The following is a 20,916-nucleotide window of genomic DNA, read 5'->3' as shown; positions in this document are numbered from 1 at the left end:
CGTCTGCGGCGACCGGGGCGCAGGTTTTTCTCCGCTCGATACGCGCCCTTATAATGGCGCGATCATCAAGGAGACTTCATGCGCCTCATACAATCGATCATCGTCCTCATCGCCTCCATCGCCCTCGCCGGCTGCGCCTCCTGGCATAACCCGCGGGGCGCCACCCAATCGGCCAGCCTGGTCGATTACCTGTACCCGGATGCCAAGCAGCCGCCGGCGATGGCGCCGACCGTCGTCAAACTGCGCCCGCCGGTAAGGGTGGGCATCGCCTTCGCTCCCGGTAAAACCGGCACCGACAACCTCTCCGAAGCGCAGCGCCTGCGCCTGCTGGAGCGCGTCAAGGCGTCGTTCTCGCAGCACGAGTACATCGGCAAGATCGAGGTCATCCCGTCGCAGTACATGCGCGCCAAGGGCGGCTTCGCCAACCTGGAACAAGTGGCCCGCATGTTCGATGTGGAAGTGGTGGCCCTGCTCTCCTATGACCAGGTGCAGTTCAACGACGCCAACGCGCTGTCGGTACTGTACTGGACCATCATCGGCGCGTACGTGATCAATGGCGAACAGTACGACGTGCAAACCATGGTCGATGCGGCCGTCTTCGACGTGCAAAGCCGCAAGCTGTTATTCCGCGCACCGGGCACCAGCCAGGTCAAGGGCAGCGCCCCGCTGGCCGGCTTCGGCGACAAGGCCCGCGCCGCGCGCGTGGACGGCTACGACAAGGCAGTGGACCAGCTGATCCCGCAGTTGCAGGCGCAGCTCGACGGTTTCCGCGAACGCGTCAAGAACGACGCGGGCTACCAGGTCGAGAACAAGGCCGGCTACAAGAGTGCCGGCGCGCTGGGCTGGGTCAGCCTCGCGCTGATCGCGCTGCTGGCCGGCATGGCGGTTGTGGTTCGCCGCCGCGCCTGACGTGGCAGATATGGCGGCATGGCTGGAGTTCGACCGCCACGCCATCCTGGCCGGCCAGGTTTGGCGCCTGTGGACCGGGCACCTGGTCCACTACTCGGCGCAGCACGCGGTGATCGACCTCGCCACCGCGCTGGTGGCGGCCCTGATTGCCACGCAGTCGTTCGGTGCGCGCCGGATATTGTGCGCGCTGGCGCTGGGTGCCCCCTTTATCTCCATCGGCCTGCTGCTCACCGCGCCCGATTGCGCGCACTATCGCGGCGCTTCCGGCCTGGCCGTGCTATTGGCCGTGATGGCCGGCGCCGGCCTGTGGCAGCAAGCGCGCGGTAGCCATGTTGCGATGGTCCGCGCTGTGCTTGTCCTGCTGGCGGTGGCATTGGCCATCAAGATCGCCGCCGAGGCGCACGGCTTCCCGCTGGGCGCCTCGGACCTGCCGCTGGACGTGATGGTGGCCTGGCAGGCGCACCTGCTGGGCGCCGTGGCCGGTATGGCGGCAGTCGCGCTGCTGCGCGCGTGTGGCCGTTGTGTTCGCAGGACGATGTAGGCATAATCGAGTCGATTTGTTTGTGAAAGTTGACCCGAAAGTTGCCCGCATGTCGTTCTATGCCGAATAAGCTGGTGTCCCGCCTGATCATTGCCACCGGCGTCGTGCTGGTGGTGGCCGCCGGTGGTGCGTTATCCCTGATCGGGCGTCCGCCCGAACTGCTGCGCGTAGGCGCCAGTTACGGCGCCAAGATCGTCTGCTCCAACGTGTTCATCGCCCACCGCGATCCGCAGGCCGTGCTGGCCGACGACGTGCAGGCGCCCGGCCATCCGCTGCTCAAGTATTTGCGGGTGCGGGTGGACCAGCAGAACAAAACTGTCCATGCCGACTTCCTCGGCATCGTCGGCAAAGGCCTCGCCGTGTACCGCCCCGGCACCGGCTGCGCCGCCGTGCCGGACGGCGACCTGGCCCAGGCCAACCAGTACCAATACACGCCGATGCGTATCTGGAGCGCCTCCCCCAACGTGCCCTGGCCTACCGGCTCGATGACCGACACCGTGCCGGCCGTGCAGGCAGCGGTCAACGACGACGCGCTGGCCGGCCCCGGCATGCGCGGCCTGGTGGTAATCCATCGCGGCCGGCTGGTGGCGCAGCGCTACGGCGCCGGCTTCGGCGTCTCCACTCCATTATTGGGCTGGTCGATGACCAAGACCGTGACGGCGGCGCTGGTGGGCATCGAGATCGGCAAGGGCAACCTGGCGCCGGAACGCAAGGGCTTCTGGCCCGAACCCGCCGATCCGCGCGCGCAGGTCACGCTGGCGCAATTGATGTCGATGACGTCCGGCCTGCAATTCAACGAAGCGTATGGCGACGTCTCGGATGTCACGCGCATGCTGTACCTGGAGCCGGACATGGCGGCCTACGCCGCCGCGCAACCGCTGGCGCACGCACCGGGCACGCACTGGAATTATTCGAGCGGCAGCACGGTGCTGTTGTCACGCATCTGGCAGCGCGCAGCGGCCGGACCGAATATGCCGGTCAAGCCGATGACCGGGGCGACCGCCATCGGCGTGCTGGCCCTGCCGCATGACCAGCTGTTCGCGCCGCTGGGCATGAGCAGCGCCCTGATCGAAGCCGACGCACGCGGCACCCTGGTCGGTTCGAGCTATATGTACGCGAGCACCCAGGACTGGGCGCGCTTCGGCCAATTCCTGCTGCAGGACGGCGTATGGCAAGGCAAGCGGATTTTGCCGGCGGGGTTCGTGGCATCGATGCAGGCGGTGGCGCCGGCGTCCGGCGGCCAGTACGGCCAGGGCCAGGTGTGGCGCCAGGGACCGTCGTCAGGACAAAACGCGGACGGCCCGTTCGGCCTGCCGGCAGACACCTACTGGATGCACGGCCACGACGGCCAGTCGATCGCCGTCGTGCCGTCGCGCCAGCTGGTGGTGGTGCGCCTGGGACTGACACCGCGCGCGTTGCAGTACCGGCCGCAGGCGTTGCTGGCGGCGGTGGTGAAGCAGGTGGATGCAATGCCGGCGCCTGTGATGAATCCGAAAGGGGCGCCGGACCTGGATCCGGACGATGATGAGGGCTGAGGGTGGCTTGCGATCGGCAGTCCCAGACTGTGCCGATGGTCGGACACCCGCCTGCACTTCATGCTGACAGGTATCGAGGCGTCAGGTGACGAGGATCGCTGCTACCATCGCTTGATGCTTGGTTCAACCTGAAATCCGGACCGTATCTTGGACTACGACTATTTTCAGTGGGACTGGTTCGGGATCAACATCGTGGTTCCCGTACTTGGCCCCCTACTTGTCCTGTGGCTCTTCAGCCTGCCCACGAAAGTCGCAGCCCTGACGAAGCACATCGTCATCAAGTCAATTGGTAAAGGGGAACTTTTTTGGGCTGTAATGGGTATGGCTGCGGCCACATGCTACGATCTGGATGCCCTCAAAGCCATAGAAACGAACGCGACCTCTGTAAAAATTGCTAACTGGGCGTATGCTGCTCACTTTTGCGTGATCATGTTTGCGGTACTCATGGTCGGTTTGAAAGCCAATGCCGAGCATTGCGTGGAGGATATGAGATGAGTAGCTTGATCAGAAAGTTGGAAACCGACCCCAACGTACGCGCGCGCGTGGTTCAATGCGTTTCTGCGGCAATGGCTATTGCAGGCGTCGTTGCAATTGTCTCAGTTGGTTTGCTTTCTCAAAGTGTTTGAAATTCAATTTTTAACTCAGCACAAAACCAGCCGATAGCGCCAAGCACCAGCGCGCACAGGATGGACCGGACGTATCTGCTATGGCTGGTGCGGCGGTTCAATTGCACTTGCCCCTTACGACGGCTGCCACCACCCACGGCAGCGAATAAATACCCACCACGGCAATCGGTCCGATCTGTGCTGGCTGGTGTTTCAGGGCGTCGCCATGTAGGCAATCGGGTACCTTGGCCTGATCGAATGCCGCGTTCAGGCGCACCTGCGTCACGCCTCCGCTCAACGCTGCCGCGCCCTGCCCCGGCGCCTGCAGCGGCTGCGGATCTTCCGCGATGGTGTCGCGCACGGCCTGCTGAATGATCGCATCGGTCAGGCCCGCCGGCTGCGGCGGCGCCTCCAGTTGCGGCATCGGCGGCTCGGTCGCGACCGGTGAATCAACAGGTGACTGCGCCCTGGCCATTACCGGTACGGCCAGGAGAGACCCTGCCATGAGCGGCCCTGCCAGGAAAGATCGGGCCAACAGCGCCAGCCTGCCCAGTCGCCTCACCTGCGCTCCTCCACTACCCCCGCCACCCGCACCGCATTGCGCCCACCCTCCTTGGCCGCATACAGCATCCGGTCCGCCTGCTCCAGCCACTCCGATGCAACGCCGCCGCGCGGCATCGGGGCCACGCCGATCGACGCGGTGATCGGCTGGCCGTCGAGCAGCGGTGCGGCGGCGACTGCGCTGCGCAGGGTCTCCGCCAGCTTGCCGGCTGCGCGCAGGCCGGCGCCGTTGGCGATGATGGCGAATTCTTCGCCGCCGTAGCGGAATATCTCGTCGGTCACGCGGGTGTGGTGGCGCAGCACGTCGCACAGGCGGCGCAGCACTTCGTCGCCGGCCGGATGGCCGTGCTGGTCGTTGACCTGCTTGAAGTGGTCGAGGTCGAGCAGCAGCAGGCAAGCCTCCGGTTGCGGACGGCGCTCGGCTGCGTAGCAGGCCAGCTTGCTGTCGAACGCGCGGCGGTTGCCCACGCCGGTGAGGAAGTCGCGCTCGGCCTCGATATGCAGTTCGCGGTTCTGCAGGCCGGTGCGGTGCGAGAAGATGTAGGCGAACAGGTTGACCAGCGAAATCGTCACCACCACCGTGAGCAGGTTGAGCATCTCCATCTGAGGCAGCAGAAAGGCCACCAGCACCAGCAGCGATACGCTGTTGATGCCCAGCGCCACCTTTGGCCGCAACATGAAAAACGCCGCGATCATGGTGGGATACACCCAGTAGACCAGCGCCAACCCGCGCAGGTAGATCGTGGCCAGCATGCCGGCCGAGTAAAACAGCGTCACGCCCAGGCTGGCCAGCTTGTAGCGGCCCGTGTGCCACACGTGCACGATCACCGACAGCATGGCCAGCACCAGCGCCAGGTCCACCGCTGCCGACAACCAGGCCCCCTGCCACAGCCGGTACAGGCCGAACGGCAGGATGCTGGGGATGCTCAGCGCGCACATGATGATCAGGATGACCTCTTCCTTGCTGCGCTTGCGACGGTCGGACAGCCAAGCGAACGGGCTGTCCCTGTTGTTTCTCGAATCTGGTATCGGCACTGCTGGTCTCTTCTATTTATTGTTACAACGCCGTGTTATCCCGGCGCGTGTTGAACTGTTCCAGCCGGCTCGGGGCCGCTCTTTTGCGGCGCCGCCTTGTGCTCCCCGGCCAGGAACATATACATCGCCGGCACCACGAACAGCGTAAACAAGGTGCCGATCGACAGCCCGGTAAAGATCACCAGTCCCATTGCATGGCGGCCGGCCGCGCCGGCGCCCGATGCAATCACCAGCGGCACCACGCCGAACACCATGGCCGCCGTGGTCATCAGGATGGGCCGTAAGCGTGTGGCGGCGGCTTCCTCGATGGCCTCGCGCTTGGTCTTGCCGGCCTCGCGCAGGTGGTTGGCCACCTCCACGATCAGGATGCCGTGCTTGGAGATCAGTCCCATCAGGGTCACCAGCCCCACCTGCGTATAGATGTTGATCGAGGCGAAGCCGAGGAAGATGAACATCATCGCGCCGAACAGCGCCATCGGCACCGAGAACAATATCACGATCGGATCGCGGAAGCTCTCGAACTGTGCGGCCAGCGCCAGGAACACGATCACCACCGCGAAGCCCATGGTCAGACCGAATCCGCCCGACTCGTTCATGAACTGGCGCGACGAGCCGGCGTAGTCGATGGTGTAGCCCGACGGCGCCACCTCGGCCACGGCATTGCGCAGGTATTCGAGGATCTCGCCCTGCGACGCGCCTGACACGCCCGAGATGGTGGCGGAATTGAGCTGCTGGAAGCGGGTGACCGATTCCGGCTGCACGCTGTACGAGATGCTGGCGACGGTACTGGCCGGTATCATCGCACCGGACGGCGTCTTGATGTGGAAGTTGAGCACATCGGATGGATTCAAGCGATCCACCTGGCGCACCTGCGGGATCACCTTGTACGAGCGCCCCGCGATCGAGAAGTAGTTGACGTAGCCGCCGCCCAGCGCGGCCGCCATGGCGTTGCCGAAGTCCTGTTGCGTTAAGCCCAGAGTGGCCAGCTTGTCGCGGTCCACATCGACCTTGGCCTGCGGCGAGTCGATTTTCAGATCGACGTCGGCAAAATAGAATTTACCTTCCTTGGTGGCCTTGTCGAGCACCGCCTGCGCCACCGTGTTGAGGTTCTCGAACGGCTCGGTGGTGGTGATCACGAACTGCACCGGCAGACCTGAGCTGCCCGGCAGCGCCGGGAACTGGAACGCCGCCACGCGGCCACCGGCCACGTTGCCCCAGCGCTGTTGCAGCTCCTGCTGGATCTCATGCGCCGAGCGCGAACGCTTGTCCCACGGCTTGAACAGCACCCCGCCGATGCCCGCATTGGTGGTCGGTACGCCCGTGATCTGGAACATCTGGTCATACTCGGGCAGCGATTTCGATATCTCGAAAATCTCTTTCGCATACGCCTGCATCTGGTCCGACGTGGCGGTAGGCGCGCCCACCACCTGCGCCAGCACGATGCCCTGGTCTTCCTCGGGCGCCAGTTCCGACTGCGACATGGCAAACATTACGCCCAGCAGCCCGGTGAGGATTACGCCCAGCACGATCAGCACCGCCCAGGTTTCGAGCAGCTGGTGCAGCACGCGTAGGTAGCCGTCGTGGACTTTTGCGAAGGTGCGGTCGATGAACTTGACGAACCTGCCCTCGTCCTGGTGCTCGTTGAAGAACCGCGCGCACATCATGGGCGAGAGCGTGAGCGCGACGATGCCGGACACCGCCACCGCACCGGCCAGCGTGAACGCGAATTCCGTAAACAGCGCGCCGGTCAACCCGCCCTGGAAGCCGATCGGCACGTACACGGCGATCAGCACCACCGTCATGGCCAGGATGGGACTACCGAGTTCGCGCGCGGCCTGGATGGCGGCGTCGTACGGTTTCATGCCTTCCTTCATGTGACGATCGACATTTTCCACCACGATGATGGCGTCATCGACCACCAGGCCGATGGCCAGCACGATGGCCAGCAGCGTGAGCAGGTTGATCGAATAGCCGAACATCAGCATCACGAAGAAGGTGCCGATCAGCGAGAGCGGCATGGCGATCACCGGCACGATCACTGCGCGCAAACTGCCCAGGAACAGGTAGATCACCACCGTGACGATGATCAGCGCTTCCACCAGCGTGTGCACCACCTCGACGATGGACGTGTTGATGAACTCCGTGGAGTCGTACACGATTTCGCCGGTGAGCCCCGCCGGCAGCTGCTCGCGGATTGAAGGGAACACCTTGCGCACGCGCTCGGCCACGTCGAGGATGTTGGCGTCAGGCGCTACCTTGATGCCGACGAATACCGATCGCACGCCGCTGAACGCCACGTTGAAGTCGTAGTTCTCGGACCCCAGCGTAACGTTGGCGATGTCTTCCAAACGCACGATGGCGCCGCCGCTCTGGCGCACGGCCAGCGCCTTGAATTCCTCCACCGTGTGCAGGTCGGTGCCGGCGGTAAGTGGCACCGTCACCATCTGCCCCTTGGAGGCGCCGAGGCCGGCCAGGTAGTTATTCGCCGCCAGCGCGGCGCTGACCTCGGCGGCGGTGACGCCGTGGGCGGCCATCTTGTCGGCGTCGAGCCAGGCGCGCAGCGCGAACTGGCGCGCGCCCAGTAATTCGGCGGTCTGCACGCCGTCGATCGAATCGAGCTTGGGTTTGACCACGCGCGCCAGGTAGTCGGTGACATTATTGGTGGGCAGCGTGTCGCTGTAAAAGCCCATGTACATGGCGTCGGTGGTTTGCCCCATCTGCACGCTCATCACCGGCTGCTGCGCCTGCGCCGGCAACTGGTTGCGTACCGAGTTTACCTGCGTGGTGATCTCGGTCAGCGCCCGGTTCGAGTCGTAGTTCAGCTGCAGCGTGGCGGTAATCGTGGATACGCCGCTGTTGGACGACGACGACAGGTAGTCGATCCCCTGCGCCTGGGCGATGGCCGCTTCCAGCGGCTGGGTGATGAAGCCGGCAACGGTGGCAGCGTCGGCCCCGTAGTACGTGGTGGAGATGGTGACCACCGCGTTTTGCGTCTTCGGATACTGGTTGACCGGAAGGCTGAACAACGAGCGCAGTCCCAGCACCACGATCAGCAGGCTGACCACGGTGGCCAGCACCGGCCGTTTGATGAAGATGTCGGTAAAGTTCATGGCGCGGGCGTCCTCACTGTTCCTGCGGCGTGGGGTTCGGACTGTTGGCCGGCTGCACGCGGTTGTTGATCACCGCCGGCGTGCCGTTCTTCAGTTTGAGCTGGCCGCTAGTGACCACGGTCTGGCCTTCCTTGACGCCGGTGAGCACGGCCACCTGGTCGCCGCGCGTGGGGCCGGTGGTGACGAACACCTGCTGCGCGATCAGTTGCGCATTGCCCTTGTCGTCTTTCGGTGCATCCTTGCCGGTGCCCTGCGCCAGCACGAACACGGTGGAGCCGTAAGGATTATAGGTAATTGCCGTCTGCGGCAAGGTCAGGTATTTTTTCAGCGCGCCCTGCTCCAGGCTCACGTTGGCGAACATGCCGGGCAGCAGCTGGCGTTTCTGGTTGGGCACCGTGGCCTGAACCTGCACGTTGCGCGTGGCCGCATCGACCTTGGGGCTGATGGCGGTTACTTTCGCAGCGAACGACACGCCCGGATAACCGTCGCTGGTGAGCTTGAGCTTCTGGCCCACCGACAGTTCGGCCACCTGCTTTTGCGGCACGTAGAAATCGACATACACGGTATCGATGGTTTGCAGCGTGACCAGCGTGTCGCCGGGGTTCAGGTACTGGCCCGGGTTGACGGCGGTGATGCCCAGCTTGCCGGCGAACGGCGCGCGGATGGTTTTCTTGTTGACCAGCGCCTGCTGCTGTGCAGCGAGCGCCTGCCGGCTTTTCAGTTCCGCCTCGCTGTTATCGACTTGCGCCTGGCTGATCGCCTGCGCCCCCAGTTGCAGCTTGTCGCGCTTGAGCGTGGTGGCGGCCAGGTCGGCCGCGGCCTGCAGTGAACGCAATTGCGCCTGGTCCGATTCGGCATTGAGTTCGAACAGCACCTGGCCGGCTTTGACCTCGTCGCCCGACTTGAAATTGACCTTGCGGACCAGGCCGGCGATTTCGGTGGTGACATCGACGCCGCGCACCGGCGCCAGCGTACCCACGGCGCTGATCTGCGGCTGCCATTCGGACGCCGCGACCTTGATCGCGGTGACCGTTTGCGCTCCCGGCTTGGGCGAGCTGGCGATCAGTTTTTGTATCTGCAGATATTTGCCGAACGCCAGCGCGGCGACCAGCAAGATCACGCATCCAACCATGATGAGCATACGCTTGGTCATGAAACTCTCTCCTGCGATAGAGGTGTAGATAGAGATGTATTAGGGATTCTGGCTGATGGACGGCATGGTGGAGACGGGTACAGCGGCCGGCACGCCGTCGGCGCGGTTCCACCAGCCGCCGCCCAGCGCCTGGAACAGCGCGGCGGTATCGGCGTAGCGCGCGGCCTGCGCCTGTACCAGGCCGATATGCGCCTGCTGGAACACGCGCTGGGCGTCGAGCAGCGACAGGTAGCTGATCGCGCCAAGCTTGTACTGTTCCTCGGACAGCGCCAGGGTTTCGGCCGCCAGCGCCTCGGACTCGGCTTGCGCGGTAAGCGCGGCGGCGTCCGATTCGAGCGCGCGCAGGCTGTCGGCCACGTTCTGGAACGCGGTAAGCAAGGTGGCGCGGTACTGGGCCGCCGCCACATCATAGGCTGCCTCGGATGCGCGCTTGCGGGCGCGCAGTGCGCCGCCGTTGAAGATCGGTGCGGTCAGGCCGGCAGTGAGGCTCCAGATGGCGTTGTCGCCCTCGAACAGCTTGCTGAAGGTGGGCGACGCCGAACCGTAACTGCCGCTCAGGGTAAATTGCGGATACAGGGCGGCGGTGGCCACGCCGATGTCGGCGCTGGCCTGGCGCAGCAGTTCCTCGCTGGCGCGGATGTCGGGCCGCTGGCGCACCAGCGCCGACGGCAGCGATACCGGCAATGCCTCGGGCAGCGTGAGCGAAGCGAGCGTAAATTCGGGCATGCCGGCCTCCCCCGGCAGCTTGCCCGCCAGCGTGGAGAGCAGATGGCGCGTTTGCGCCAGCGCCTTTTCCAGCGGCGGCACGGTGGCTGCCGTTTGCGCCACCAGGTTGCGCTGGCTGAGCACCTGGGCGCGCGCGATGGCGCCGAACTCGAACTGCTTCTCGATCACGTTCTGCTGGCGGGTGAGCGCCGCCAACACGTCGCGCGTGGCCTGCAACTGCGCGCGCAGCGAAGCTTCCTGGATGGCGGCCGTGACCACGTTGGCCGACAGCGCCAGGTAGGTCGCTTCCACCTGGTTGCGCTGGTAGTCCACCGCCGCCTGCGCGCCTTCCAGCGTGCGCCGGGTGGCGCCGAACACGTCGGGCGTGTACGACACGTTGACCGAGGCGTTGTACAGATCGAGCACGGCAGCCTGGGTACCGCCAGGCGTGGCGACCTGGGTTTTCTGACGCGACGCGCCCAGCGCGCCGTTGACGGCCGGGTACACCAGTTGCCCCGCCTGGGCATTGTAGTTTTCGCGCACCTGGCGCAGCGCCGCTTCGGCCGCCGCCATATTGGGGTTTTGCGCCAGTGCGCCGCGCAGCAGCTGGTCGAGCGCGGGCGACTGGAATACCGACCACCACTGTGCCGGGATGTCCATGCCGGTGACGAAGCGCTGGGCGGCGCCGCCGGTGCCGGGGCTGGACGCCGTCTGCGCGGGTAGTGGTTCGGGGGTGTAACTGGCGCCGTCCGCGACCGGCACGTCCGGGGTCTTGAAGTCTGGGCCGACAGCACAACCGCCCAGACCGGCCAACCCGGCGACCACCGCCAGCGCGCCAACATGACTTACCTGGCGTACCTGATGTACATAAGCGCGCAACGTCCGTTTATCCATAGACCGGCTCCCGTGGTGCAGGGAGCCGGAGTGTTTACGCTCCGCAGCCTGCTGTCTCGAAAAAAGGTAAACATCAGCTAACATAGTCGCATTTTTTGCGGCGGCGGTGTTCAATTGTCACGCGGGCCGACGAAAAAAAACGGGCTTCGCCCGGCAGGCAAAACCCGTCTCGCGCAGAGAAACTGACCTGGTCAGGCGGCGGCAGCGGCGGCGGATACCACGCCATAGGCGCGGTTGGCCTCCACCAGCGAGAATGCCGACGGGCCATCGGCCAGCGCGTCGAGGCGGCCGGCGCCGGCGGCGATGCGGTAGGTCAGCGGCTCCTGGTAGCGGCGCAATTCCTCTTCGCTCACCTTGCCGTCGTGGTCGGCGTCGGCTGACAGGCTGTCGCGGCCCGGCATCAGCAGCAGGCCGTTCTCGTCGATGCCCGGCAGCGGCGCCGGTGGCGGCAGGCTGTCTTCCACCAGCGGTTCGCTGCCGAACCTGGCGCGGTAAGCCTGGGTTTCCGGACGCTGGGAGAGGTTCTTGAGAGCGGCGTCGAAATCCTTGAGCGCCTGCTTGAGGCCGTCGTCATCGGATTCCGACACGGCTTGCAGCGCGGCGGCCTGGCCGCCATCGGCCTGGGTGTCAGTGGACGTATCGTTGCCGGTATCAACGGCACTGGCGGCATTAAACCCCGGCAGCGACAGATAGGCGGCGATCGAGGCGCCGGCGTCGTCATCCGCGCGCGCCTGCGCCGGTGCGATGTGCTGGGTACCCTGCGACTTTTCCGCGACCACCGCCGCCGACAAGGTGCCGCCACCAATACTGTTTACCGTAATCATTTTTCCGCTCCCGAAGAGAGATTCCTCACGACATCATTCTAGCAATTTTTTTTCCAAGAGGCACGTAATTTAGCGGCTTACCGGGCAGATTAGTGTGTTTTTCCCAACGGAAACGTTGACTGTATGCCTAGCTCTCATGTCACGAGGCAGTCACATGAATCACTTAATCTGTCGCCCGGCCCATGGTACGCTATGCGCCGTCGCCCATCATTGTTATTCCTTTCACTAGAAAACCGCCCACATGACGAAATCACTGTCCTTGCCCGCCCTCGTGATCGCCGCGTCCAGCTTTGCGCTGCACGCTTGCGCTTTCGCCGCTCCCGCCAACGCCCCTGCCAATTCAGCCGCCGCGCCGCAACCGAAGCTGGTCGTGGTGCTGGTGGTGGACGGCCTGCCGAACGAGCAGGTGCAGCGCTATCGCGACCAGTTCGGCAAGAATGGCAAGGGCGGCCTGGGGCGCATGCTGGCCGAAGGGGCCGCCTTCAGCAACGCCCACCAGGCGCACGGCGTGACAGTGACCGCCATCGGCCACTCGGCAGTGCTCACCGGCGCCTACCCTTACGTGCACGGCATCATCGGCAATAACTGGATCGACCCGACCACCAGGAAATCGGTGTACTGCACCGAGGACACCAACTACACCTACATCGGCGAACATACCGACCCGAGCGACGGTACGGCGCCGACCAGGCTGCGCGTCGATACGCTGGGCGACCAGCTGCGCTACGCCTCCGGCAATCGCAGCAAGGTAATCACCGTATCGGGCAAGGACCGGGGCGCGATCCTGCTGGCCGGTAAAACCGGCACTGCCTATATGTATATGGAACAAACCGGCAACTTCGCCAGCAGCACCTTCTATATGCCGGCGCACCCCGCCTGGGTCACGCAGTACCAGGCCGGCAAGCCGCAGGACCGCTACTACGGCAAGACCTGGAGCGCGCTGCTGCCCGACGCCGCCTACGCCGGCGACGCCCACGACGACCTCACCCCCGCCAAACCGGGCGGCCATAACCGCCTGCCATACACTTATTACAGCGAGAGCGGCCAGATCGACGCCGGCTACTACAACAGCCTGAAAACCGGCCCGTACCTGGACCAGCTGACACTGGACTTCGCGCGCGCGGCGGTGGAAGGCGAAAACCTGGGCCGCAACGACAGTGGTGTGCCGGACCTGCTGGGTGTGAGCCTGTCGGCGCACGATTACGTCAACCACGCCTACGGCCCGGAAAGCAAGCTGTCGCACGACCACTTGCAGCGCGTGGACCGCATGCTCGGCGAATTCTTCAACTACCTCGACAAGCGTATCGGCATGGACAACGTGCTGGTCGTGCTCACCGCCGACCATGGCTTTGCCAACACGGCGGAATTCTCGAACCAGCAGCGCAGCGAATCGAAGCGCATCAACGGCGACCAGTTGATGAAGGACCTGGGCCAGCACCTGTCCGAAAAATTCGGCGGCGCCAAGCTGCTGGCCGCCTGGTCGCTGCCCAACATCCACCTCGACTACGCAGCCGCCGACAAGGCCGGCCTGCGCCACGCCGACGTGGAAGACGCTGCCGCCCAATTCCTGCTGAACCAGCCGGGCGTGAGCGACACCTTCACCCGCACGCAGTTCGAGAGCGGCGCCGTCACCGGCACCCGCATCGCCACCCTGATGCGTCGCGCCTGGAACCGTGCAGCCTCGGGCGACCTGATGGTGATCACGCGTCCATACTGGTACTTCGCCAGCGGCGCCACCGGCACCACCCACGGTTCGCCGTACGCCTACGACACCAACGTGCCATTGATGATCATGGGTAAGCGCTGGATCAAGCCTGGCTACTATGGCCAGTACGCGGAAGTGGTGGACATTGCGCCGACGCTGGCCAACATCCTGCGGGTGCGCCCGCCAGCGGGTTCCGAAGGCCGCGTTCTGGTAGAGACCCTGAAGTAAAACAAGGCAGGCTCTGCATTAATATTGGTGATCGACTATAGTTGGCCTTTAAGGCAACCAATAGTCGATCATGACCTCCCCTTCCGCCACTACAACTCCAACCTGGCCGCTGCTGGCCCTGGCCGTCGGCGCCTTCGGTATCGGCACCACGGAATTCGCTCCGATGGGACTGCTGCCGGTGATCGCCGAAGGCGTCCACGTCTCCATCCCCAGCGCCGGCCTGTTGATCAGCGCCTATGCGCTGGGCGTGATGATTGGCGCACCGATCATGACACTGCTGCTCGCGCGCCTGCGCGCCAAGCATGCGCTGCTCACGCTGGTCTCGATTTTCATCCTCGGTAACCTGCTGTCGGCCATGGCGCCCGGCTACTGGCCCCTGCTCGCCTCGCGCCTGGTCACCAGCCTCAATCACGGCGCCTTCTTCGGCATCGGCTCGGTGGTTGCGGCCAACCTGGTGGCGCCGGAAAAACGGGCCAGCGCGGTGGCCACCATGTTCATGGGTCTGACCATCGCCAATATCGGGGGCGTGCCGGCCGCCACCTGGATCGGCCAGCAGATCGGCTGGCGCATGGCGTTTGCCGGCACCGCCGGCCTGGGTCTGCTGGCGATGGCCGCGCTGGTGCTGGCCCTGCCGCGCGGCGAAAAAGGCGCGATGCCGGACATCGGCAAGGAACTGCGGGTGCTGGCGCGCCCGGTGGTACTCATTGCCATGGCCACCACCGTCATGGGTTCGGCGGCGATGTTTACGCTCTATACCTACGTGGCCCCGGTGCTGACCACGATCACCGGCGCGTCGCAGCTGTTCATCACGCTGGCGCTGGTGTTGATCGGGGTTGGCTTCACCATCGGTAATGGCATCGGCGGCAAACTGGCCGACTGGTCGCTCGACGGCGCCACCATAATTTTCCTGGCGTCGCTGGCCGCGATCATGCTGGCGTTGCCGCTGCTGCTCGGCAGCCACTGGGGAGCATTGATCGGGTTGACGCTGTGGGGAGCGGCGGCGTTTGCACTGGTACCGCCGGTGCAGATTCGCGTAATGCACGCGGCTGCCGAGGCGCCGGGACTGGCGTCGTCGGTCAACGTGGGGGCGTTCAACCTGGGCAACGCGCTTGGCGCGGCCGTGGGCAGCGCGGTGATCTCACAAGGTTTCGGTTACGCAGCGATTCCGGTGGCTGGCGCCCTGCTGGCGGCAGCGGGACTGCTGCTGGTGTTCGCAGGCGCGGCCGGCAAGCGCCAGGCCGCACCTGCTGCCTGATCAGTTCAGGGTGTTGAGGTAGTGGTTCAGGTGCTCGAAGTTGAGCGGCTTGGAGAAGTGCTGGGTAAACCCGGCCGCCACTGCCTTCTTGGCCGAGTCGTTGTCGTTTGATCCGCTGAGCGCAATGATCGGCAGCGCTTCGGCGCCCGGCATGCGGCGGATGGCGCGCACCGCGCCAAAGCCGTCCATCCACGGCATGCCCAGGTCCATGATGATGGCGCGCGGCATCCCTTCGCGCACCCAGTCGCATGCCTCGTAGCCGTTGTGGGCCGACGCGGTTTCGTAACCGTGGTGCTGCAGCATGGCCGACAGGATTTCCACCATTTCGACATTGTCGTCTACGACCAGGACTTGTTTTGCGCTTGCCATGATGGACCTCGTTGTGATTGTTGATGGGTTGATCGTAGCAACGCGCCAGTGCCCTGTATGTTCGCCAGCGTACCCTTGAGCGACGCTGGAATGAGAGCCAGAGTATAGTTGTCGTTTTCCTCATCAATGAACATGACATGACCCATGCCTCTCGCCTGTTGTTCGCCGCCAGCGCCCTGGCGTTTGCTTCCCTGCCCGCCGCCTCGCAGGCGACGCCTGCCCAAGCGCCGCGCGCGATGACCGCCACCGGAGTCGTCGAAGGCGCGGTGCTGGCCACCGGCGTGGCCTCGTACAAGGGCATCCCGTACGCGGCGCCGCCGGTGGGCGACTTGCGCTGGAAGGCGCCGCAACCGGCGCAGGCATGGCGCGGCGTGCGCCCGGCCACGCAGTTCGGACCGCGTCCGATGCAGCTGCCGCTATTTGCCGACATGGTGTTCCGGTCCGACACCGGCAGCGAGGACTGCCTGTATCTGAACGTATGGACGCCGGCAAAACCCGCCAAGGTCAAGGGCGCCAAGCTGCCGGTGCTGGTGTACTTTTACGGCGGCGGTTTCGCGGCTGGCGACAGTTCGGAACCGCGCTATGACGGCGCGGCCATGGCGGCCAAAGGCATCGTCACCGTGACCGTCAATTATCGCCTCAACGTGTTCGGCTTCCTGGCGCATCCGGAACTGTCGGCCGAATCGCCGCACCAGGCCTCCGGTAACTACGGCCTGATGGATCAGGCAGCTGCACTGCAATGGGTAAACAGGAATATCGCCGCGTTCGGCGGCGACCCGGCGCGGGTGACCATCGCCGGCGAATCGGCCGGTTCGTTCTCGGTCAGCGCACAAATGATCTCGCCGCTGGCAAAGGGCCTGATCGCCGGCGCCATCGGCGAGAGCGGTTCGCTGCTTGGCCTGCATGCGCCGCAAACGCTGGCCGATGCCGAACGGGCCGGCGCCGCCTTCGCCGCCAAAATCGGCGCGGCCGACCTGGCTGCGCTGCGCGCCCTGCCGGCCCAGCAACTGCTCGACGCCATACCCGCTACCCGCACAGGCTTCTTCGTGATCGAAGATGGCTATGTGCTACCGCGTTCGCCAGAACTGATGTACGCAGCCGGCCAGCAAGCCCGGGTGCCCTTGCTGGCGGGCTGGAACTCGCACGAGGGGTCTTTTAAACAGGTGCTGGGCCAGGACGAATCCACCGTGGACAACTTCGACGCCGCGCTGCAAAAACTCTACGGCGACCAAGCCGATACGGCGCGCCTCGCCTACCTGGGCGCAGGCGCCTCGGCCGACGAGGTGGCCACGGCCGCCACCAACCTGGCCAGCGACCGCTTCATTTCGTACGGCACCTGGCGATGGCTCGACAGCCATGCACGCAACAGCGGCAAGCCGGTGTACCGCTACTACTACGCGCGCGCGCGGCCCGGCGACACGGGGGCGGCCCATTCGGCCGAAATCGAATACGCGCTTGGCAACCTCGATGGCAACAAGACCTATGCGTGGACACCCGAGGACCGCGCGCTGTCGAAGCAGATGCAAGGCTACTTCGCCAACTTCATCAAGACCGGCAACCCTAATGGCGCCGGTCTGCCGAAATGGCCGCGGGCGGTCCCCGGCGCCGGCTCGCCGGTAATGCTGCTCGATGTGGAACCGCGCGCCATCGCGGCGCCCGACGACGCCCGCTTCGAGTTCCAGGACGCGGTGTCTGGACGGCCGCGATAGTTAATTGTAATACACGCAGATGCGCTGCCCATCCACCTCGTGCACGCGGATTTCAAGCTGGTACAGGTCGCGCAGCACATCGGGCACGATCAGCTCCTGCGGCGTGCCGAAATACGCCAGCTGCCCGTCCTTCATGGCGACGATGCGGTCGGCGTAGCACGCCGCGAAGTTGATATCGTGGAGTACCAGGATCACGGTCTTGCCCAATTCGCGCGCGGCGCGCTGTAACAGCCGCATCATCTCCACTGCGTGGCGCATGTCGAGATTATTCAGCGGTTCGTCGAGCAGCACGTAGTCGGTATCCTGGCACAGCACCATGGCCACGAAGGCGCGCTGGCGCTGGCCGCCCGAGAGCTGGTCGAGGAAGCGCCCGGCCAGCTCCTCGAGGCCCAGGTAGCCGAGTGCCCGTTCGACGTGGGCCGCGTCTGCCACCGTGGGCCGGCCGCGCGTGTGGGGAAAGCGCCCGAACGCCACCAGGTCGCGCACCGTCAGCCGCATCGGCAGGTGGTTATCCTGGCGCAGGATCGCCAGCCGGCGCGCCAGTGCAGAACTGTCGCCCTGCACCACGTCGATGCCATCGACCAGCACCCGTCCCGCGCTCATCGGCAGCAGGCGGCTGATCATCGACAACAGCGTGGATTTGCCGGCGCCGTTCGGGCCGATGATGGCGGTCACGCCACCGGCGGGCAGTGTCAACGTCACATCGTCCACCACCACGGTGTCGTCGTAACGCTTGCTCAGTTGGGAAATCTCGATCATGGCTGCTTTCTACGGGTGATCAGGAACAGGAACAACAGGCCGCCGGAAAATTCGATGACCACGCTGACGGTGGCATTCAGTTCGAGCACGCGCTCGAGCAGCAACTGACCGCCCACCAGGCACACCACGCCCCACAGCACCGCCATCGGCAGCAGGTGCTTGTGCTTGTCGGAGCCGGCGGTCACGTACGCCAGGTTGCTGACCAACAGGCCGAAGAACGTCACCGGCCCTACCAGCGCGGTCGATACCGACACCATCACCGCGATCAGGGCCAGCGTGAGCATTACCGTGCGGCGGTAATCGATGCCGAGGTTGACCGCGATATCGCGCCCCAGCGCCAGCACGTCGTAGCGCTGGCGCAGCCGCCAGGCCAGCAATGACGCCAGCGCCACGGCTACCGTCGCCACCCATAGCAAGCTGGTCTGGATGCTGTTGAACGACGCGAACATGCGGTCTTGCAGCACCATGAATTCGTTGGGGTCGATCAGGCGCATCACAAAACTGGAGAGACTGCGAAACAGCAGGCCGAACACGATCCCGGCCAGCAGCATCAGGTGCAGGCTGTGGGCTGCGCCGGTAAACAGTGCCCGGAACAGCAGGCAGGCGAAGCCCGTCATCAGCACCACCTCCACCGCGAAGCGCACATTGGCGCCGCCGAGATCGGCCAGCGGAGCGACGCCCGGCAGATTGCCGCCCAGGGTAAAAATGATCACCGCCTGGATCAGCAGGTACAGCGTATCGAAGCCCATGATGGCCGGGGTGAGGATGCGGTTGTGCGTGATCGACTGGAACAGCACCGACGACACCGCGATCGCGTACGCCACCAGCACCATCGCCGCCAGCTTGGCGCCCCGGAACGGCAGCACGAACGACCAGTTGCCGCTGGCGCCGATCAGCAGGAAGGTGGCGGCCAGCGCCAGCGCGGCGCTGGCCAGGAGCAGCAGGCGAACCTGGGGAGTGACATCAAGCTTCACGGGAGCGGCCTCGCAACAACAAATACAGGAACAGGGTGCTGCCGACGACGCCGACCACGGTGCCGATCGGGATCTCGTACGGGAACACCACCAGCCGGCCGACGATGTCGCACGCCAGCACGAACAACCCGCCCAGCACCGCCACCCAGGGCACCGCGCGGCGCATATTGTCGCCAAACAGCAGGCTGACGACATTGGGCACGATCAGCCCCAGGAACGGAATGCTGCCGGCCGTGACCACCACCACGGCGGCAATCGCCGAGACGATCGCCAGGCCCCAGAAGGTCAGGCGCTTGTAGTTCAGCCCCAGGTTGGTGGTGAACTGCCGGCCCATGCCGGCCACGGTGAAGCGGTCGGCGGCGATCCACGCGGCCAGCGCCAGCGCGCCGCCGATCCACAACAGCTCGTAGCGCCCACGCAGCACACCGGAAAAATCGCCCACGGTCCATGCATGCAGGTTTTGCAGCATGTCGTGGCGGAAGGCGAAGAACGTGGTGGCCGCCTGCACCACGCCGCCCAGGATCAGGCCCACCAGCGGCACCAGGTACGGCGAGCGCAGGGGAATGCGGCGCAGCAGCGCCAGGAACAAGAAAGTGCCGGCCAGCGCGAAGGCGGCAGCCACCAGCATCCTGCCGAACACCGGTGTATCGGGCGCCAGCAGCATCACGGCCAGGATGCCCAGCGTGGCCGATTCGATGGTGCCGGCGGTCGATGGCTCGACGAAGCGGTTACGCACCAGCATCTGCATGATCAGCCCCGCCACCGCCAGCGACACCCCCGCCAGCAGCAGCGCCACCGTGCGCGGCAGGCGGCTGACCACCAGCAGCTGCCAGGCATTGGCGTCGCCGCCCAGCAGCGCGGCAAAACTGAAGTCGCCGGCGCCGATGCCCACGCTGAGCATCACCAGCGCGGCAGTGGCCAGCAGCGGCAACGCCAGCCACAGGAGCGACGGCACGCGCCGCATGCCGGCCGCGCCCTGCCCTCCTTCTGCACCCCTCGCAACCGTGCGCGTCATGACGCCGCACCGCCTCGCAGCGGCATTGCCAGGCCCACGGTCTTAGCGTCCCGCCTGAGCAACCTGGGCGGCTGCCAGCGCAGCCGACAACTGGTCGATGTTCTCCTGCAGCGCGCCGATGCTGGCGCTGCCCAGCGTGTACCAGTTCAACGCGTTCAGGTACACCACCTGTTTTTTCTTCCACGCGGTGGACTGGCGCACCAGTTCATTGTCGAGGAATTTCTGCGCCGACGCGCCTTCGCGGCCGATGGCGGCGTCGCGGTCGATCACGAACAGCCAGTCGGGATTGGTCTTCTGGATGAATTCGAACGAGATGGCCTGGCCGTGGTTGGCCGTATCGAGCTTGGCCACGGCCGGCTTGATGCCGAAGCTGTCGTGCAGCACGCCGAAGCGCGAGCCGGGACCGTAGGCGCTCATCTTGCCGCCCGTGGTGAGCACGATCAGGCCTGTGCCGGCGGTGGCCGCCCGGGTTTTCAGCGTGGCGATCGAGGCATCGAGCCTGGTTTGCAGTTCCTGGGCCCTGGCCTGTTTGCCGAACAGGTTGGCCAGCAGGCTGACGTTGGCGCGGGCGCTGTCCACCAGGTTGGCGCGATCGACGGTCAGGTCGATGGTCGGCGCGATCTTGGCCAGGTCGGCGTACTTGGCCTGCGAGCGGCCGCCGACGATGATCAGGTCCGGCTTGGCGGCGTGGATTTTTTCGAAGTCCGGCTCGAACAGCGTGCCCATTTTCGGCACCGCATTGAACCGCGCCAGGCGCCCGGCCAGCGGCTTGTTCGACGCGCTGGCAGTGGGCGCACCGGCCACGTTGACGTCGAGCGCAGCCAGGTTGTCGAGGGTGGTGATATCGAGCACGATCACCTTCTTCGGGTTGGCCGGCACCGCCGTCGTGCCGCCGGCGTGCTTGAGCTGCACCGTGCTTTGGGCGTAAGCCGGGGCCAGGGCCATGGCGGCGGCAAGGGCTAGGATGGAGCGGCGGCGGTGGAAGAGCGTGGTGATCGTCATATCGGTTCCTGAGTGAGTTTTCTGAATA

18 protein-coding genes are annotated in these 20,916 nt (G+C 65.2%); 7 read left to right on the top strand and 11 right to left on the bottom strand.

Annotated elements, in window-relative coordinates:
* Positions 1 to 78 precede the first annotated feature (78 nt).
* The 4 genes from rhlP (at position 79) to SR858_RS08735 (ending at position 3,480) form a co-directional block, all read left to right on the top strand.
* Positions 79 to 909 carry a rhombotarget lipoprotein gene (gene rhlP / locus SR858_RS08750; protein ID WP_019922374.1) on the top strand — a complete coding sequence of 277 codons (831 nt, stop codon included), beginning with the start codon at positions 79 to 81 and terminating at the stop codon, positions 907 to 909.
* A gap of 10 nt (positions 910 to 919) precedes the next feature.
* On the top strand, positions 920 to 1,450 hold the full coding sequence (gene rrtA, locus SR858_RS08745) for a rhombosortase (RefSeq protein WP_040377879.1): 531 nt from the start codon (positions 920 to 922) through the stop codon (positions 1,448 to 1,450).
* A 74-nt stretch (positions 1,451 to 1,524) separates the two neighbouring features.
* Positions 1,525 to 2,985: a serine hydrolase domain-containing protein gene (locus SR858_RS08740; protein WP_322534530.1), complete on the top strand. Its 1,461-nt coding sequence runs from the start codon at positions 1,525 to 1,527 to the stop codon at positions 2,983 to 2,985.
* A gap of 147 nt (positions 2,986 to 3,132) precedes the next feature.
* Positions 3,133 to 3,480, top strand: a complete 348-nt coding sequence (locus tag SR858_RS08735; protein WP_019922371.1) for a hypothetical protein — start codon at positions 3,133 to 3,135, stop codon at positions 3,478 to 3,480.
* Positions 3,481 to 3,708: 228 nt separating this feature from the next.
* Here the strand turns inward: SR858_RS08735 and SR858_RS08730 are convergent, their stop codons facing one another.
* From SR858_RS08730 to SR858_RS08705, 6 genes are all read right to left on the bottom strand, one after another.
* Positions 3,709 to 4,095 carry a hypothetical protein gene (locus tag SR858_RS08730; protein WP_040377822.1) on the bottom strand — a complete coding sequence of 129 codons (387 nt, stop codon included), beginning with the start codon at positions 4,093 to 4,095 and terminating at the stop codon, positions 3,709 to 3,711.
* Between the two features lie 53 nt (positions 4,096 to 4,148).
* Positions 4,149 to 5,186, bottom strand: a complete 1,038-nt coding sequence (locus SR858_RS08725; protein WP_019922369.1) for a GGDEF domain-containing protein — start codon at positions 5,184 to 5,186, stop codon at positions 4,149 to 4,151.
* 35 nt (positions 5,187 to 5,221) lie between these two features.
* Positions 5,222 to 8,296 carry an efflux RND transporter permease subunit gene (locus SR858_RS08720; RefSeq protein ID WP_019922368.1) on the bottom strand — a complete coding sequence of 1,025 codons (3,075 nt, stop codon included), beginning with the start codon at positions 8,294 to 8,296 and terminating at the stop codon, positions 5,222 to 5,224.
* A 13-nt stretch (positions 8,297 to 8,309) separates the two neighbouring features.
* Entirely contained in the window at positions 8,310 to 9,449 is a 1,140-nt protein-coding gene (locus SR858_RS08715) for an efflux RND transporter periplasmic adaptor subunit (protein WP_019922367.1), read from the bottom strand.
* 39 nt (positions 9,450 to 9,488) lie between these two features.
* Positions 9,489 to 11,048, bottom strand: coding sequence for an efflux transporter outer membrane subunit (locus SR858_RS08710; RefSeq protein ID WP_154819883.1), 1,560 nt, complete (start codon positions 11,046 to 11,048; stop codon positions 9,489 to 9,491).
* Between the two features lie 191 nt (positions 11,049 to 11,239).
* Positions 11,240 to 11,872: a hypothetical protein gene (locus tag SR858_RS08705; RefSeq protein ID WP_019922365.1), complete on the bottom strand. Its 633-nt coding sequence runs from the start codon at positions 11,870 to 11,872 to the stop codon at positions 11,240 to 11,242.
* Between the two features lie 241 nt (positions 11,873 to 12,113).
* On the opposite strand from SR858_RS08705, the gene SR858_RS08700 reads away from it, so the two are divergent.
* Positions 12,114 to 13,805, top strand: a complete 1,692-nt coding sequence (locus SR858_RS08700; protein WP_019922364.1) for an alkaline phosphatase family protein — start codon at positions 12,114 to 12,116, stop codon at positions 13,803 to 13,805.
* Positions 13,806 to 13,875: 70 nt separating this feature from the next.
* Positions 13,876 to 15,060 (top strand): MFS transporter, encoded by a 1,185-nt coding sequence (locus SR858_RS08695; RefSeq protein WP_019922363.1) that lies wholly within the window; start codon positions 13,876 to 13,878, stop codon positions 15,058 to 15,060.
* Here the strand turns inward: SR858_RS08695 and SR858_RS08690 are convergent, their stop codons facing one another.
* Complete coding sequence (locus tag SR858_RS08690) at positions 15,061 to 15,429, bottom strand: response regulator (protein WP_019922362.1); 369 nt, start codon at positions 15,427 to 15,429, stop codon at positions 15,061 to 15,063.
* A gap of 137 nt (positions 15,430 to 15,566) precedes the next feature.
* Between SR858_RS08690 and SR858_RS08685 the strand changes: the two genes are divergently transcribed.
* Positions 15,567 to 17,138: a carboxylesterase/lipase family protein gene (locus SR858_RS08685; protein ID WP_019922361.1), complete on the top strand. Its 1,572-nt coding sequence runs from the start codon at positions 15,567 to 15,569 to the stop codon at positions 17,136 to 17,138.
* Here the strand turns inward: SR858_RS08685 and SR858_RS08680 are convergent, their stop codons facing one another.
* The 4 genes from SR858_RS08680 to SR858_RS08665 form a co-directional block, all read right to left on the bottom strand.
* On the bottom strand, positions 17,139 to 17,897 hold the full coding sequence (locus tag SR858_RS08680) for an iron ABC transporter ATP-binding protein (protein ID WP_019922360.1): 759 nt from the start codon (positions 17,895 to 17,897) through the stop codon (positions 17,139 to 17,141).
* A complete protein-coding gene (locus tag SR858_RS08675; RefSeq protein WP_019922359.1) occupies positions 17,894 to 18,871 on the bottom strand; it encodes an iron chelate uptake ABC transporter family permease subunit in 978 nt (325 codons plus the stop codon). The genes SR858_RS08680 and SR858_RS08675 overlap by 4 nt, the downstream gene beginning before the upstream one ends.
* Complete coding sequence (locus SR858_RS08670) at positions 18,861 to 19,835, bottom strand: ABC transporter permease (protein ID WP_019922358.1); 975 nt, start codon at positions 19,833 to 19,835, stop codon at positions 18,861 to 18,863. Before SR858_RS08670 ends, SR858_RS08675 begins: the two co-directional genes overlap by 11 nt.
* Before the next feature lie 93 nt (positions 19,836 to 19,928).
* Entirely contained in the window at positions 19,929 to 20,888 is a 960-nt protein-coding gene (locus SR858_RS08665) for a siderophore ABC transporter substrate-binding protein (protein ID WP_019922357.1), read from the bottom strand.
* Between the last annotated feature and the right edge of the window lie 28 nt (positions 20,889 to 20,916).

The sequence above is a fragment of the Duganella zoogloeoides genome (assembly GCF_034479515.1).
Lineage (GTDB): Bacteria > Pseudomonadota > Gammaproteobacteria > Burkholderiales > Burkholderiaceae_D > Rugamonas > Rugamonas zoogloeoides.
The sequence above is the reverse complement of the archived record's forward strand: the minus strand, read 5'-3'. Positions and strand labels throughout refer to the sequence as shown.